3 protein-coding genes are annotated in these 16,197 nt (G+C 62.5%); 2 read left to right on the top strand and 1 reads right to left on the bottom strand.

The features are described 5' to 3' along the window. Positions 1-353: 353 nt before the first annotated feature. Entirely contained in the window at positions 354-2,159 is a 1,806-nt protein-coding gene (locus tag I6F09_RS25395; protein ID WP_225189318.1) for a S8 family serine peptidase, read from the bottom strand. A 156-nt stretch (positions 2,160-2,315) separates the two neighbouring features. Between I6F09_RS25395 and I6F09_RS25390 the strand changes: the two genes are divergently transcribed. Both I6F09_RS25390 and I6F09_RS25385 read left to right on the top strand, forming a co-directional pair. Continuing rightward, a complete protein-coding gene (locus I6F09_RS25390; RefSeq protein WP_225189317.1) occupies positions 2,316-9,428 on the top strand; it encodes a methyl-accepting chemotaxis protein in 7,113 nt (2,370 codons plus the stop codon). 27 nt (positions 9,429-9,455) lie between these two features. Beyond that, entirely contained in the window at positions 9,456-16,118 is a 6,663-nt protein-coding gene (locus I6F09_RS25385) for a hypothetical protein (protein ID WP_225189316.1), read from the top strand. The last annotated feature ends 79 nt before the right edge of the window (positions 16,119-16,197 follow it).

Genomic DNA, 16,197 nt, shown 5'->3' with positions numbered 1-16,197 from the left:
AGGCCGGTGGATTGCTCAAGGCCGGCATGCGTCGCCTCCCCGTGGATCCGAACACGGGCGAGTCCATCGCCAATGCACACCCGTCAATGCACGCTTGGCGGCAGGGCCGGTCCTGCTGTACGACTGGACGGGAAACTATCGCCCGACAACATGAGCGTACACGTCGACTTCAAGCATTACTTCGATCAGATCAGGCCGCACCGCCGAGACTTGGTCGCTGACGATATCGAGCTCAAATGGGAGAAGGCCAACTATGGCGGTCGTCTATAGCTTTTTGGAGCTGTGTTCAGCGCCGCAGCCTCGAGCGCGCCGCAAGGTTGAATTCGCTCCGTCGCGCCAAATTCGTGCTGCGATCAGCTTCCTACCGGTGCTTTCGCTGCGGTCACGGAATTCAGCGCATTGACGCGTCCGCGCCCCCAAATGTTCGGCAATGGCGCGGGCGGGGCGTCGGCGTGGTCACCGAGTAGCTTGGCGACCTGATCTTGCTTGAGCGTGGGCTTCACCTGCAGCATCGCCGCAACCACGCCGGCAACATGCGGAGCCGCCATACTGGTACCCTGCTTGGCCGTAAATGGCTTGCCAGCAACATCGAACTCCGGGTGCGGCTCGGCGTTGATGGCCTTCGCCGAAATGATCAACTGACCGGGCGCGCACAGGGTGGGAAATTGACGGTCGTCCAACGTCGGTCCCTGGCTCGAGAACGCCGCGGGCTTGTGCAGATCTGAGGACGGTCTCGTAACGTATGCTCCAACCGAGATGGCCTTGAGCGCGGTCGCCGGAATCGTACCGGTACTCGCGGCACTCGTTTGCGACGAGGTGAACGCGGTTGCGGGAATCCCCTTGCGTCCTTTCGGGGCACGCAGATAACCATGATAAACGCCAGCGTCGGCACCGGTCCCCACGGTGACACCCGACAAGGTAATCGACCATGTCCCAGGAGCAATCCGCAGACCGTCGCGACGAATGGCGATGCTGATCCGGTTCTTGTTGTGGGCAGGAACGGCAATGGCGGATGCGAGACTAACGGTCGAGCGGCCGAGCGTGCGCCGCACCGAGCCCCCGCTTGCCGCGAGCGACATTGAAACGCCCGAAGGATCGGTGACAACGACATCGAACCTTTCCGCAGTCGACTTCAGACCGTACCAGATTTCGATGTCCAGCTCCTTGGCCATCTGCCTGTCATCGATGCGGAAAGTGATCCGATCCGTGGCGCCGCGCGCGATCCTGCCCCGAACGTGCTTGTTCTTGTTTCCATCGTTGCCGGCCGAGACGACGATGGCGCGCCCCTCGGCCCCGAGCGCAGCATCAATCGCCCTTTCATCCAGGCTACGACCGTCGCGCGCCCCCAGCGGTTGGCCCAAACTGAGATTGATAACGCAGGGACAATTGCGCGCTCTCGCTCGTTCTTGGATGTATTCGATCCCCTGCCGTATCAGCGCAAAGTTGAACTTGGTGGCGACAACGATCAGATCCGCGGCCGGAGCCATTCCGACGAAAGCTGTCGCCGGGCTGCCGGGCGAAACGGCGCCGTTGCCAGCGGCAATTCCCATGACATGGCTTCCGTGTGGATCGTCGGGCACGTCCTTGGTGCGCAGCCGCCGTCCACCCGTTCTCAACGCGTCATTTATGGCGGTTTCGGTGAATTCCACGCCACTGCGAGCCGTACCGTCAACGTTGTTTCCGGGGGAACCTTCCGAGGGAAAGCGGGGCGGACGACCCGGTCGTGCCGGCACGGGTTCGAGGCGCTGGTCCCAGATCGAAAGGATTCGGGTCTTGCCATCGGGTTTGCGAAAGCTCGCATGCGTGTAATCGATGCCAGTGTCGACGATGCCGATGATCACCCCCTTCCCCACTTCGCTTCCGATCACGGGCTGCAGCACGTCGGCCTTGATGTCGGATCGGCTAACGTCGAATGGCGAGTATAGCGTGCGCGCGAGCTCTATGTATTCGATGCCCAGGCGGTGGACCTCGGGCAGGCTCGACAGGGGCATCTCGGCAGAGATGATGCCGCCGGCCGTCGCGTGCAGCCGCATTCCCAAGGCCACAAGTTCATCAAGATCGCCATGCCATTCGAACGTGACCGGCACCCGTGTCGTCGCCCGCTCGTGTGCGGGCGTGTCGTCGTACATCCATTGCAGATGCGGATCGATGATCGTCATGTCGTTTCTCGCAATCGGTGGAGGGTAAGACACGTTCGATATTGACCGATCAAGCGTTCTACGGCAAGTTGCAAGAGGGTCTCGGACCATTTCGTCCGACCGCATTTCTAGACTTCCTATTTTCGGGCACGACGTTTTTCCTTAGGGGATTGGACCATGGCGGGCGTCGCTGGGCCGGCTAGAATTTCCTTTATCGCCATTCGCGCGATGGAAGACAGGTCCGATGGCCCGCTTGAGGCCGTCGTCATCGGCACCAACGATCTGGACGGAACCGACTGGCGCTACGTTTGCTACGATCTTGCGGTCTTCAAAAACCTTCTCAGGGATCGTGACAACCCGTTCGCCCCGAAGAACCCGCTCTACGCGGCGAATGCCCGTTATCACGACGGCAGCGACGCGAACGACCCGCATCTGGGTCACGTCGCCGTCGATGACGATCAAGACCCAACCCCGCCAGCATCTGCCATCGAGCTTCGCGGCATCGCTCTGTTCACGGCATATCGCGCGCCGACCAACTATGCGGCGGAGAAGGATCCGGTCAAGCGGCAGCAGCAGGCCTGGGACGTCTTCGACGAAGGTCCGCTCGCCCGCTTCGACACGATCGCCCTGGCCCGCACGCTGGCCGACAAGCCGGCGCCGCGATGGCAGGTTTCGAAGCTCGTCATTACGCCGGCGACCGGAAAACCCGGCAACTTCAAAGCGCTCGCGATCAGGCTTCAAGTTCGCCTCGCATTGAACGGCCACTGGATCAGGCCGAAAGTCGCCACCTCAGGCGACCGCTATGACACCCGCTTTCACGTGGGACTCGATGTGGTCCAGGCGACAACGACACAATCCTTGTGGAAAATCGCTGCCGCGCCGAGAGGCGCGCTTTGCCGGCTTATCCAGATCGCGCTCACGATCGGTCCATGGGATCGTGGAGAACCCGCGCTCAGCATCGTTCCACTACGCTATGCAGATAGCGATTTCGTCGACGCGATCGTCAAACCCGATGACGGCAATCTCTCCACCGATCAGGTCGACGTAATACCCCTGTTCGTCGATCAGGGCATTCCCAGTCAACCGCCCAACCGTCCGCGCCGCGAATTCGGGCTTCGTGCGGTCGAGCACCAATTCAACAAGGACACGGGCTCCCACGACATCATCCGTGTCGCTCTGCGCTTCGAGCTAACCCTTTGGAACTATAGCGGCAAGATCGGCAGTATCCTCAAGCGGTTCTTTTCCAAACCCGAGCTCCTGCCGGTCAAAGGCCGGGTCCGCTTCTCCCAAGAGCAACGCGTCGGTGACATCGGCGCCCGCGGCCTCAAGCCGTTCTTACCGGTGCAATGGATCGTCGCCGCCCGCCTCGATCCGCTCAACGTCGACCCTAAAGCGGACCCAAAGCTTCGGCGACCCGATCAGATAACCGACTTCGTCATCGACGCGTTCGATGTCGTCATCGAGGATGAGCATGACAGTCTGCGCAAGGTCCGTGACGGGACGCCATTGAGCGTCATGCCCGCGCTGGCCAAACGAAAGTCGGAACGCGGAACGCCGTGGCACGCAATCGGGTTGCTGCGCGAGAACTCCGCCTGGCGCCGTGTCATCGTGCCGACCACCGGCACCGTCAAGGATGCGGCCGATAAGCGGCGTCAAACGGCTTTCCTGTCCTTCGAGCCGCGCTTCATCCCCGATATGTGGCAGGGGGTGACCGCATTCGAGCTCGTCGAGAAAGGCAAGTCGGACGAGGATCCGCGCTTCGCCTCGCCCTGTACGGCGACGTTCGCTCGTATGATCGCAACGGAGGGCACGGCGCCGGTCTGCAAGGCGCGCATCTCCGCGCCGTTCGTCGCCGCGAGCACCGATGTCCAACCCGGCGCGTGCACGGACGGACCGGCATGGCAGCCCGCTATCACGCAGACCGACGATCTCGGCACGGTGCCGACGATCAAGTTTGGCTTCTCGCTCGAAAGCACCGATGGCTCCGAGATAGCGCTCGGCGCGCTGGGCTTCTCGCTTCTGAAGGCCCCGGACCTCACGATGGTCACCAAGGCCGATCTGACCGGGCTTCTTGCCCGATCCGGTGGTGACGAGCTGCCAGATGCGCAATTGCAGGCGGTCGTTAAATTCCCGATCGAGCGCGTTAAGCCAATCGGCCAGGACGACCTGCCTCCTCAGATCCGCAGCCAGTTGCTCGGTCGCCCGACGCCCATTTCGGATGACCCTGACGAGCCGCTCCTGCTCGAACTGGACTACCGCAGCGGCTCCGAGCAACCCGATGACGAAAAGCTCATTCAGGCCTTGGTCGCCACGGAATCACTCGCGCCCGGTGAAAATCAGTCGGTCTCCCTTTCGCTGCGCGCGATCAGATCGATGACGACGACCAGCGCAGCTCCAAAGCGGCTCGCCTTGGTGATCGACCCGACCCCGTTCCGGGTCGCCGCCGTGGAGTATGTCGAGCCTGCTCGGGCCGCCACCGATCAGAGCAACGAAGTCGCGATATGGAGCGACGAAGGTGACGTGTCCTGGCGCGTGCTTGATCCTTCCGAGGCGGTACGGATGGTACTGCCGCCTCAGGTCATCGGCGAGGCGATGGAGAAGAACGCAACCGCAATCGCCGGCGCACCGAAAGATGTCGAACCAGGCCGCCCGGCGGCCGCGCGGTTTGGTGCGCACGCACGCCTCGAGGTCGACCCCACCTTTGCGGACACCAACTTCCGCGAGCCAGGCTGGAACCTCCGTCGTAACATGGGCTATCCGACCATGCGGACGCCGGGCTCCCGCTTGAAGGAGCTTCGGCTCGAGCTGCTCTACGGTTTGACGACCCGGATCAGCACCACCGACAAGAGCACCGACGCCTTCGTCACCGAGATCGGCGCAACGATCGGAGCGCCCGTATCTCCCGTGTCCGATACGGCGAGCGCGTCTCGCGCGACACTGAAGAGCCATCTTCAACTCGCGAGCCTCGTGTTGCGGGCCCAGCGCAGGCGACTTGCCGTCGACAAGCTATGGAGCGGTCGCCCCGATGCCGAGCTGAAGATCGAGGACGGCGTAAGTTTCAGGCTACGCACCGGAGGATCGGACCCGGCGCATGGACCCGCGACCCCTCTTCGCTGGCCTGTACAAGGCGACATCCCGGCAGATACCGGTGGTCTGATCGAATCCAAGAAGCTCGCGCAGACGTTTTCGACCAGCCAGGACGACCGGGAGAGTTTTCCCGGCGGGGTCGCCTGGGCTTTCGAGAGCGCCAATATCCTGATGAAGGTCTACAGCCGACCGGACGCGGACGGGGGTTCGACGAAAGGCGTCCACCTCTCTGCGCACGGCGGCTATGGCGGCCAGCGGGCGCTGTTCGACGAGAAGAAGTCCGTTGTCGAGACCGAGACCGGCCAGGGCCGCGTCCACCGTTACAAGCTCGAGCGCATCGGACGCATCGGCGGCCTCTGGAATCGAGCCAAACACGTCATCATCTATGAGCGGTCCGTCGTACCTTCCGCGCAATTCTTCAATTTCGACCCAATCGGCCTGTTGCAGGACGAACACGCCGGACGCCCGATCCTTCGCAAGGTCGAGGAGTACGTCGAGCTGCTGCAGCCGGTGCGCCGCTATCCCGAGGACGGCAAATCGATCGCGGCCGCCGGATTTCTCGTCGGCGTGGAGTTCAAGTCGGGCAAAATCCGTGTCGATAGCCGCTGGGGCGGCGATGTGCGCCGCGAAGGCTGGCAAGTGCCTCTGTGGAACAAGGCCTTCGCGAGCCTCCCGCCGGTGTTGGCCCCAACCAGGCTAGGCGATCCCCCGATCAATCCAGACGATCCCTCGCTGATCTATCCGAAGCCGCAGATTCGTTTCCTGCTGGCGGGAGAACGCGGCGGCGAAATTTCCGTCGAGGTCGACGAGCCGGAAAAGCTCGTCTTCTACACTTCCGTGGTCGACGGCGAAAGCGGCGACGACACCGATGCATGGCGATCGGTGCGCGATATCGATTTCATCGATCTACCGCCACCGGCCGCGGGCCGCATGAAGCCCAACAGCGCCAATCTCACCGACGCCATGATGCCGTCAGAGCCGGCGCACGCACCTGGTTTCGAGCGGATGACCATCGGCCTGGTCCGTGCGAAGGAGCCGGCTGTCCTCACCCACGGCCGGGCTCCGAGCGGCCCCGGCACGATACTCAAGAACATAACAATCGCCCGCGCCGCACCACGGGCCGCCGTCGGCGCCCCAAGCCCACTGACGACTTTCGGGCAGTCACTGACGCAACACAGTTCCGACCTGCGGGCGGCCATCGATGCCAAAGTCGGCCAAGCGCTCGGCGTCCTCGAGAAACTGGACCCCGAGAAGCCTCTCACCGCTGTCAAAAACGACGCCGTCGCAGCCATCGGCGCCGCACTCAGCCATCCGAGTTTCGTCGGCGATCTCAGGGCCGCGACTTCCGATGTCAAGAACTCGCTCAAGTCAATCGATCTGAGCAAGATCGACCCAAAATCGCCCTGCGCCTCGCTCGCAGACCGCCTGAACGATGCTGCCCAAGGACAGGTCGAACGTCTGCGTAAGATCGCCGGCGAGGCGATCGATTCCACACTTGATGGGGGCCTGAGGCCGATCCGCAACATCGCTGGCATCGTTCGCGACGTGAGCGTGTTCCTCGACAGCGAGGATGCATGGCTATCGCCGGATGAACGCGCCGACCTGATCGACAAGCTGTCAGGACTGCAGAACCGGATCGCCACCATCGCGGACGAAAGGAGAGCGGACATCGAGCTGCTGTCAAAGCGGGTGACGGCGGATCTCGAGGCCATTAAGGCAGTAGCCGGCGCCTCACTCGGTGAAGCGCAAGACGTGGCAATTCCGGCCGCACTCGGCAAGATCCACGATACGTTCAAGACGCTGAAGGACGACGTCGGCGCGGCAACGGTGGTCAACGATTTGATCGCGGCGTCCGCACGCGCGACGCTTGACGAGCTTCGCAAGCAAGCGCAGCAAATCGACACTGAACTTTCGCATATCGACGATACGGCAGCGCTCATGGCAGCGCGCCGCATCCTGCCGGCCATCCACGACACGTTGGGACAGGCAATCACGCTCGCCGATGGTCTTACTCACGTCGGTGCTGCGATCAGTGACGACGTGAGGACGGCTCTCGCCTCCTACGAGGCGTCGCTCAAGCAGTTTGAGGACGCATTGAAAGCCCGTCTCGGCACCGCCGGCGGATCACTCCAAGCGCTCGCCACCAAACTCGATCAAATCATCGCCGAGGCGCAGAATGCCGCGCGCGGCCTCGTCGTGTTTCTCGAAGACACGATCGACGCGGGCCTTGCCGAGGCAACCAGCATCTTCGATCGGATAGCCGATGCGATCATTGCCCTCTCGGCTCCCGAAGATCCCGACGACGATGCCGATTCCACCGGCGCTATCCATCGGGCGCTGACGGCGATAGCTGACACCAGCGGGTTGATCGAGAAGGCCGTGGTTGCGCAGGGCGAAATTGTCGCAACCGTTCTACGGAAGACACTCGACGCGCTCGCTGCCGGCATCACCGCCGCGATCGTTGACGTGGGGAAGGAACTCAAGGATGCCTGCGCGGTATTCGACAATTTTATAGGAGAGATACGGAAGGACGCGCAGAAGGTCGCCGATTGGCTGCAGAACGCCCTCGACGTCGACGGGTACAAGAAACGGTTGGACGATGCGGTAAAGCAAGCCATCAACGATGCCCAGGGGTCCATCGAAGACCTGAAGCGGCGTGCCGCGGAAGAAGCCGAACGCGTCACGCGCGAGGTCGAAAATCGTGCACGACAGATCTCCGGCGCGGTCCAGGAGACTTTGCGCGATGCGCTGGGAACGGATCCAGTAAAATTAGCCGATCAGGCCAATCGGCTCTATCAGGAAGGCAGCGATACCTTACGGCTCCTTCGTGCCGTCGGCGACCCTCCAAAAACGGATCGGCTCGGCTTCAATCGACCAGAAGTCGCCTACGTGCTCGCCGAGGCCAACAAGGTCGTCGACATGACCCCGGCGATTGCGCTGGTCAACCGGGTTTCGGATACGCTTGCGGCGGCCGATAAGGCCGGCAAGGCGGTCGGTGACATGCTTCAGTCGTTCGGCGTGCGGCTGCCCTCGAGCGGCGTTGCCGAGCAGTTCATTCCCGACAAACTGAAGCAATTGTCCGTCGCGGATCTCATACCGAATATGGGCGGTATCGATTTCCGCGGCCTGCTTCAAAGATTTGCCTTCCCGGATCTTGACGACTCCAAGGCCATCAAGGTTCAGCACGGTTTCGACAACGTCCAGATGCGCGCCTGGCTTCAGACCGACATCGACGTCCCCTTCACCGAGCCCGCGCCCCTCCTGTCGTTCGGCCCCGTTGAGATCGTCGTCGACGAAGCCAAGTTCAATGCCAAGGCGCGGATGTCTGTGGGCCGCGACGGGACCCAAAAGACATTCAATGGCCGCATCTTCGGCGACTGGAGAGTCGTGACCGGCGGACAGGACATCCTCACCTTCCGTCAGACTGGCTTGTATTTCGACGACTCCGGCAAGATCGATTTCAAGATCGACCCGGAACGGGTAGAACTCGCCGACGCGCTCGCGTTCCTGACTGATTTTCTCGCCGCTTCCGGCGAGGGGGACGGGCTGGTCATTGAACCGCTGATGCGCGGCGGAGTGCCCGCCGGCATCGCCGCCACGCTCGACATCGACCTGCCGGACCTGCAGCTCGGCGTGTTCGGAATCTCGAACCTTTCGTTGCACATTCTGTTCGGCATCGCCGCGGTTCCTCAGTTCGAGTTGATGTGCGAACTGTCGGTCGCCACCAAGACAATGCCATTCACGCTGAGCGTCTGGATCCTGAACGGCGGCGGATTCCTGACGCAGCGGCTATCGTTCCTCCCGGTCGCCAAACCTCACCCGATCCTGACCTATTCGCTCGAGGTAGGTATCGTCGCCGGCGTTGGACTAGGCTTCAACTTTGGCGTCGTCTCGGGTGGCGTCTGGCTTCAGGTCGGCTGCTCAATAACGATGACGTGGTCGACCGGCGCCGGTGGTAACACCACTGCAATTTCAGTCTTCATACTCGCGCGCGGCAACGTCGACGTCGCAGGCCTGATCACGGCGGCCATTTCGTTGTTGCTGGAGGTCACCTACGACGGCGCGCTGATGATCGGGTCCGGAACGCTCCGGCTCAGTTTCAAGATCAGCGTCTTCTACACGCTGCGTGTCTCCCAGCACGTCGAATATCAATTCGCCGGCGAGAAGAAGCAGTCTGAAGGCTATTCCGATTCTTACGCTTGATTTTGTCGTACCAAGGACCGTTCGTCGATGGCTTCCGATCCGCGCAATCTCAGAATAAAGGTCCAGGCGGATCGTCTGCCAGACGTGAGCAACAAGGCTCAGATCTCGCTACGGGTAAGCGCCGTCATCGATGGATCCGACGGAGCGCTTCTGACGGACGCGATCGGTGAGATCCTGCCCTGGAAGTGGCGCCTGGCGGATGGCAGCGGGACCTGGAATCCGCACGACGTCACCGCCTGGCGATTCTGGCGCATCGTCGACGTGACCGGAGTTCCTACCATCCAGGATCTGGATGCCGGAACCATCGTCACGGCGGCCGCCAACGCGCCGGCGGATTTCGATCTTCCCGGCGCCGACGGAAGCAGGCGCTTTCACCGCCGGCTCGAGGAGGAAATCACCTCGATCGTCAACACGAGTGGCCTCGAAGCTGCCCTGTGCATGCCGGCGGGTACGGCAGAGGTGACTGGGCGCACGGTGTTTGGGCTTGTCGAAAGCTTGACGGGATTGCCGAACCCGGTTCCGGTTGCCAACAAGGTGTTCACCGTATTCACGATCGACCCCGCGCCTGACAAGAGCACCACTTTCATCGCGGCACCGTTGTTCGGTCCGACCGGCGGCGGTACCTACACGCTCGATCCGGCCGGTCCCACCGTGATGTCGGATCAAAACGGCGACGTCTGTCGCGTCGACCTTGTACCTACGCCTGGTCCTGGTTCCGCGCCCATGTTCGCGGACGGGTCCGTCGACATGCGACCGAGCTTGTCATGGGATGATCTCAGTCCGTCCGGCGATCCCCAGCGGCTCATCGACATGGAGACCATGCTGATCAAGAGGCCAGCCGTCGGGCACGGCTTGACCGATGAGGACTGGGCCGCCTCCCTCTCACGACGGATCGCCGAAGTCGTTGATCCGTGGGCCCGTGTGTTCGGCGTGCTGGATGCCACCGTGACGAGCGAAATCACGAAGGTGGCGGGCGGCGACGAGCTGCGACGCGCGCTTGCCCGGGATCTCGCCTCACAACCGACGCCAAAGTTTCTCGTGGCGCTTGATTCGATTTCATGGTGGGTCGTGGGCAGGCGCAGCGCCGCTTCCGCGATTGCGCTGCCACCCGGCTTCTCGATACTGGAAGGCCTCTCCCTCCGCCAAGCCGACTTCTGGAATCTCACAGCGGCCCTGATCCTGGGCGCCGCCGAACGTGACCCCGGAAGCGTCAGCAACAATCCGCGCCGCGCCCGCTTTGCTTCCATCAATTCACGCAGGTTGAAGGGGCTGCTCGGCTTGCCGCTCGATCCGCCGGGCTCGGCCATCGCCCCCGAAATCGAGAGCATCGAGTCAGACGATGGCCTGCGGAAGTTCGTGGCACGCAATTGGCTCGGCGGACCGGATCTTTCGTCCGACGGTCCTCATCCGCTGCTGATCGCTGCGCCTCGCGTGATCGGCGCACGGACATTGACTTTTCCCCCCGACGCTCAAGCGTTCGGCCCTGGAGCCACCCAACCAGTTTCGGGCGCCGTGCTGGATCTCGGGCCAGCCGCTTCCGCGGCCCCCATCGCGCCGGCGGCACCGACGAAAGTGGCGTTCGATCTCGCTCTCACGCCACCTGCAGGCGATTTCAAGCTAGTCGTCGCGTTCGTGACGGCGCCAGGTCGCCCGATCCTACCCGAAATTCGTATCGCCGGGACGGCGGCGTCTGCCACGTTGGACGTTGCCATTTTTCAGGATGGCGCCTCCGTCATCGCAACGACGCTCGCGCGTGGAGCGACGATCCGCGTCGAGATCGCGATCATCCGACCTGACGCAAATGCGGCGGTCACCGTCACGCTATCGGCCGGCGGTTCCACGCCTGTGCCGGCCGACCGTCTGCTCGGGGCAGCCTTCTATCTGTCGATGAAGGCAGAGGTTTCAGACATTCCGGACGTTGCCATCGTCATGCCCGACGCGACTGCAACGCCGCTACGTACCGCGTTGGACCGCATCACGACCGGACCCGGCCTTCGCGCCGATCTCGCATTGGCCGTGATCGGGCCGTACATTCCTGGACTGACGGCCGGACGATTGACATGGGACGCGCCCCAGCCCCAGAACGAGCAAGATGCGGCTGCGCAGCTTCCACTCGACGAGCGGCTTATAGCCAGCGTTGCCGCCCTCGTCGGCGCCGAGCGTGCCGACGGCAGCCGTCCCGCCGCGTCATTGTATGATCTGATCATCGGTGCAGCGCTCACCGATGCGGGACTCGCGGCTGCCAATCCCGGGAGTGATGAGGAGAAACTTGCCAATTTGCTGAAAACCGTCGTCGAGGCCGCTCGCCGCGATGCCGTTCGTCTCGCCGGCCGCCTCGTGCCATCAGCCACAGACGAGTCAGGAGGCGGCGATGATTCCAGCGGCCGCCTCACCGTCGATTCGCCTCCACTGGTTTTCCGCTTCGACCAGCTCCAGAGCATTGCCGGTGCCGCCGACCTTTGGACCCGGCTGTCTGGTGTGGGAGCCCTGATGGCCCGTACCGACACTTTGAGCGATCCGATCCAAGCGTGGCGTAGTCTCAACGTTGCCACGCTGCATGCCCCCGACACTTCGTCGCAAGGTTCGGCGCGAGCTGCGCTCAGTGAAGCCAATGCGGTGATGGTCCGTAATCTTGCCTGGGCCGGCGGAGCTATCGTCGATCCGGTCCCGCTGCAGGTCGGAGAGATCGGCGGCATACGCGCTGCCTTGCTTTCATACGACAATCGCTCGCCGGTGGCCGAGATGGCCACCGATGCCGCGCTAGACAACGTTCCATCCTCGTTCGCGCGCCGCATCGAAGCCTATCGCTTTCCGCCGACCACGGGCGATGGCGCCACCGACTATCGCCTGTTCGCGCTATCATTCGGCTATGCCTTCCACGTCGTCCCATACGTCATCGGTCACGGCGGGACCCTACCTCCGATCTTGCGGAATGATCCCAATGATCCATTGACGATCCGGCCGATTGAACCGACCGGGCCGCTCAAGGGACAGGTCAAGATCGCAACAAACATGGATGCGGTGCGTCGGTCAGCGCTCTACCGACGAACACGTCCAATCGGCGCACCAAGGCTTGCGGGCGACCGATCCAAAGCGATTCCCGACGGCGTCGTGCCGCTCGCCGGTGAACTACCGATACGGCCAGCCCCCGTGACCATCGGAGGCGATGTGCAAGGACGTTTCTTCCTCGATCGGCAAGGACGTGCCGGCGTCCTCGAAGTCCGCGCCGGTCCCGACCCGGGTTTGCGGATCGACATCGGCCGCATGGAGTGGCCTGAAACAAACGAAGCGCGTAAGCTGTCCATCACGTTCCGGGGCCGCTCGGGGCCGAGCGAAGCCATCACCGACCTGCTGACATTGACGCACGACATTGGCAGAAGCGGAGCGATCCGGGTCGAAGCGTTCACGACCATAACGACGATCGCCGCGGGAGTTGACGAGCCCGAATGGGCCGAGGATGAGCTTGATTTTGCGGCGGCAACGCAAGACTTGCAGCTGCCCGCCAGCGACATCGCGCAATGGCGAGACGTCCTGATCATTATCGCGACGGACAAGGACGTCGACATCGAACCCCCGATCGTCACACCGATCGTCAGTCAGCTCGACAGTACGGGAAAGTTCGCAAGCGTCGCTGTCGGTAAGCCGCGAATTGCGCCGGAATCGGGCCATCAGATGCGCGCGACCCACGTGCTCGACGGCATCCAGGTCGGCGCCGCGACGGGCGCTCGCCAGATGACGATCCGATTGCAACGACCGACGGTGGAATTTGGTACTTACGGGCGATGGGTCAACCCTCCCCTGTTCGACGATCGAGTTGTGGCCAACCGACCGGTCGTTGCCAAGGCGCTCGACGCCGCGCTCGGCGTAGCAACGAGCCCAAACAAGACCAAGGACGATCGGTCCCTCGATGATCCGGCCGTGACACAGTTGTACGGTGAACTGGTATGCATCTTTCCAACTTTTCGGAAGTTCAAGATGGCAGCAGTCGGAGCTGCCTGGACCTCCCTCGAGGACGTGCTCGGCTTCGATGGCTCTGGCCGTCGCCATGTCGCGCCGATGCCGTCCATGACCATCAAGGTCGATCCAAACGGGCGGGAAGGTCTGACCGGCGATACTGCCACACTCTTGCCGGGTCGTATCTACGAGTTGCGCGTCTATGCAGGATTGCCGGACAAGCAAGACAAGCTTTGCCCTTTCACGCGCGACCAGCGGCTTTCGGCCGCCGTTAAGGCCACGCTCAGACACTGTCCGATCGACGCGAAGATGCGGCTGGCGGGCCCCCTGGTGCTGACGCTCGAAGTTGCGACCGAAGCCGTGCCCGAGATCTTGGGAACACAGCCGCTGAACATCGACCTGCGCCGCGCCCCCGAATATGCCGAGCAGGCATGGATTTCATTGACGGCGGCGTTCACAGGAAGAACGTCGACGTATCCGGCTTTGCGCTATTGCCATCTCGCTGCGCTCGAATCGCAACGCTGGAGCTGGCGCGGCAGGCCGCAGGACGACCAATGGTACCGGTTGGCCACGACCGGAGCTGAGGCAATCGACCAACCCCGGTATCGGGAGCTGTTCGACACATCGTTCTCGGACCGTCGCAACGATGACGTTGGCGAAATCTTCGAACGTCGCATCGAGCGTGCCCATGTCTATGGCGGATTGAGGCGGCGCAGCGATCCTGCCCCAAGCAACCCCATTCCGCGCCTGTTCGACAAGAGCCTCGACTGGCGTGGCGGCATGAATTTGTGGCGCTTCGGTCTTCGCATCGTAAGCCGCTACAAGGCTATGCGGCCTGGACGGCCGGAATTCATGCGCTCCAGTCATCGGGGGCCCAACGGCAGCGCGATCTGGCAGAACAAGGTGCTGGCCGATCGTTCCAACGACCGTCGTCCCAAACGTCCGGGTCTGGCGATCGTTCTGCCACTGACCGAACGCGCCATGGCGTGGGGAACCGTTCCTCCGCTCCTGGCCTTGTTTAACGAACCGCTCTATCCGAATTTCCATGTCGGAGATGGCATCGACGCCATGGTCGAAATGGCCCGGCATCCGATGACACGAGCCGAACGAAAAACGCGTGTCGCGACGATCGATAAGCTTTTGAATCCATCGGACGGCACCGCTCCGCCGACCGGAGAAGCGCTCGACAGATTGGTTGCGGAACGAGCCGCCCTCCAACGCAATATCGACGCCGGCACCGACGGGCCGACAGATGCCCTCAAATACTGGCAGGAGCACGGCCCGGACTCGATCCGGAGCGCAACCGGCTCCGGCGGCGCGATCATACCGCTGCGGATCGACGGCCCCATCGGCTACACTTTCGACGTCGCAACAGAGGCCGGGCGTTTCGATCACGCCGGTTTAATGATTACACCCGTCAAACCCGACATTGTTCCCTGGTCGTTCGTGAAACTGAAGTTTCGTCGTTTCGAGGCTCCGGAGAGCATCGACCCTGCGACCGCCCTCACCGGCCAGGGCCTGGCTCCAGCATCGTACAATAAATTCTATTGCGAACCGCGCCTTCTGGCGATGAACGATGCGTCCAACCGCTTCCGGCTGTCCAACAGCCGCAAGATTATGCGGGACTTTGCGCCGGAAGACTTCAAAGACCTCAAGGACGTCGTCGGCAAGGGCATCTTCCCCGCCGAGCACGAAGGGCTCGCGATCGACATTGCCAGCACGGAAGACCTGGACGGCTCGGCGATCCGGTTTCAATTCACTGACGACAGCGACAGCGAGTTCGTTCGTATCGCATTCAGCGTGAAGGACGACGGCGCAAAACGGAGCATTGCTTTCCAATTCTTCACGCAGTTAGGCGATGCCGGCACCTGGACGCTGGACGTCCCGGCCGGCGGTGACGTGCGGTTACGTCTGATCGTGTCGGCCCGGGACAAACCGGAGAAAGGCGAAACGTACAAGCCGGCCGGTGACATCGCGGTGCGCGCCCGAATCGCACGCGATACGACGGATGAGATTCTGTCACCGAGCGAAAATCGCTGGCTATCGGTGGCGTGCCTACCGCTGACCAGTGCAATCGAGGTTCCCATCAATCAGCCCCTCACGATGGTCACGAAGGCGACGGGAGCTCAGGCGGCCGTTTCGCCGGCAAGGCTTTCTACGTTTACACCATCCCTGTGGTGGCAGTTTGCCGAGCCCATGTCTCTGTTCGACGCCGTCATCGACGGAGTTGCGTCGACGGTGTCGACGGATGATCTCACCGCCTCGGTGACGGGGACCATAGTCTCAATCGAGCGCAAGCCCACGGCGCAAGGACCGTTGCAGAAACTGCAATCGCTCGCGCCAGCGGCCGATCAGCAGGCGGGACAGCTCGAGGAAGTCCTCGTGCTGGTGCTGACACGCAACATCCACGATGCGCTCGATCGCGTTCGGGAGCGCCCGGTCGCGGTCAAGCTCTGGGATGGGACGTCCACATCGCTGAACCTCGCCAAACCAGACTGGCCAACATTCGAGGATCCGAACGAGGGGCCAAAGCTCGGCGATGGCGGGCAGATCCGCTTCCTGCGCATTCTGCGTCCAAAGACGCGCGCGATGGGCGGCTATCTCGAGACCGCGCCGTCGTTTCCGTTGGATTTCTTTCAGTACGAAACGATCGAAGGAGACCTCGACATGAATCCTCCGGACGCCAAAGGAATGGTGCTCGGAATGTCGATGCCGATTCCCTGGAAGCTCGTGTGACGCGTCCAGGCATTCGTCAATCGTGACTTACGATCGCGAGACTAGTGGCAGAACGCTCATCATCGGGGGACCAAATGGT

This window comes from Bradyrhizobium sp. IC3195, from assembly GCF_020193585.1.
Classification (GTDB): domain Bacteria; phylum Pseudomonadota; class Alphaproteobacteria; order Rhizobiales; family Xanthobacteraceae; genus Bradyrhizobium; species Bradyrhizobium yuanmingense.
This window is presented reverse-complemented; position numbering and strand designations above follow the sequence as displayed.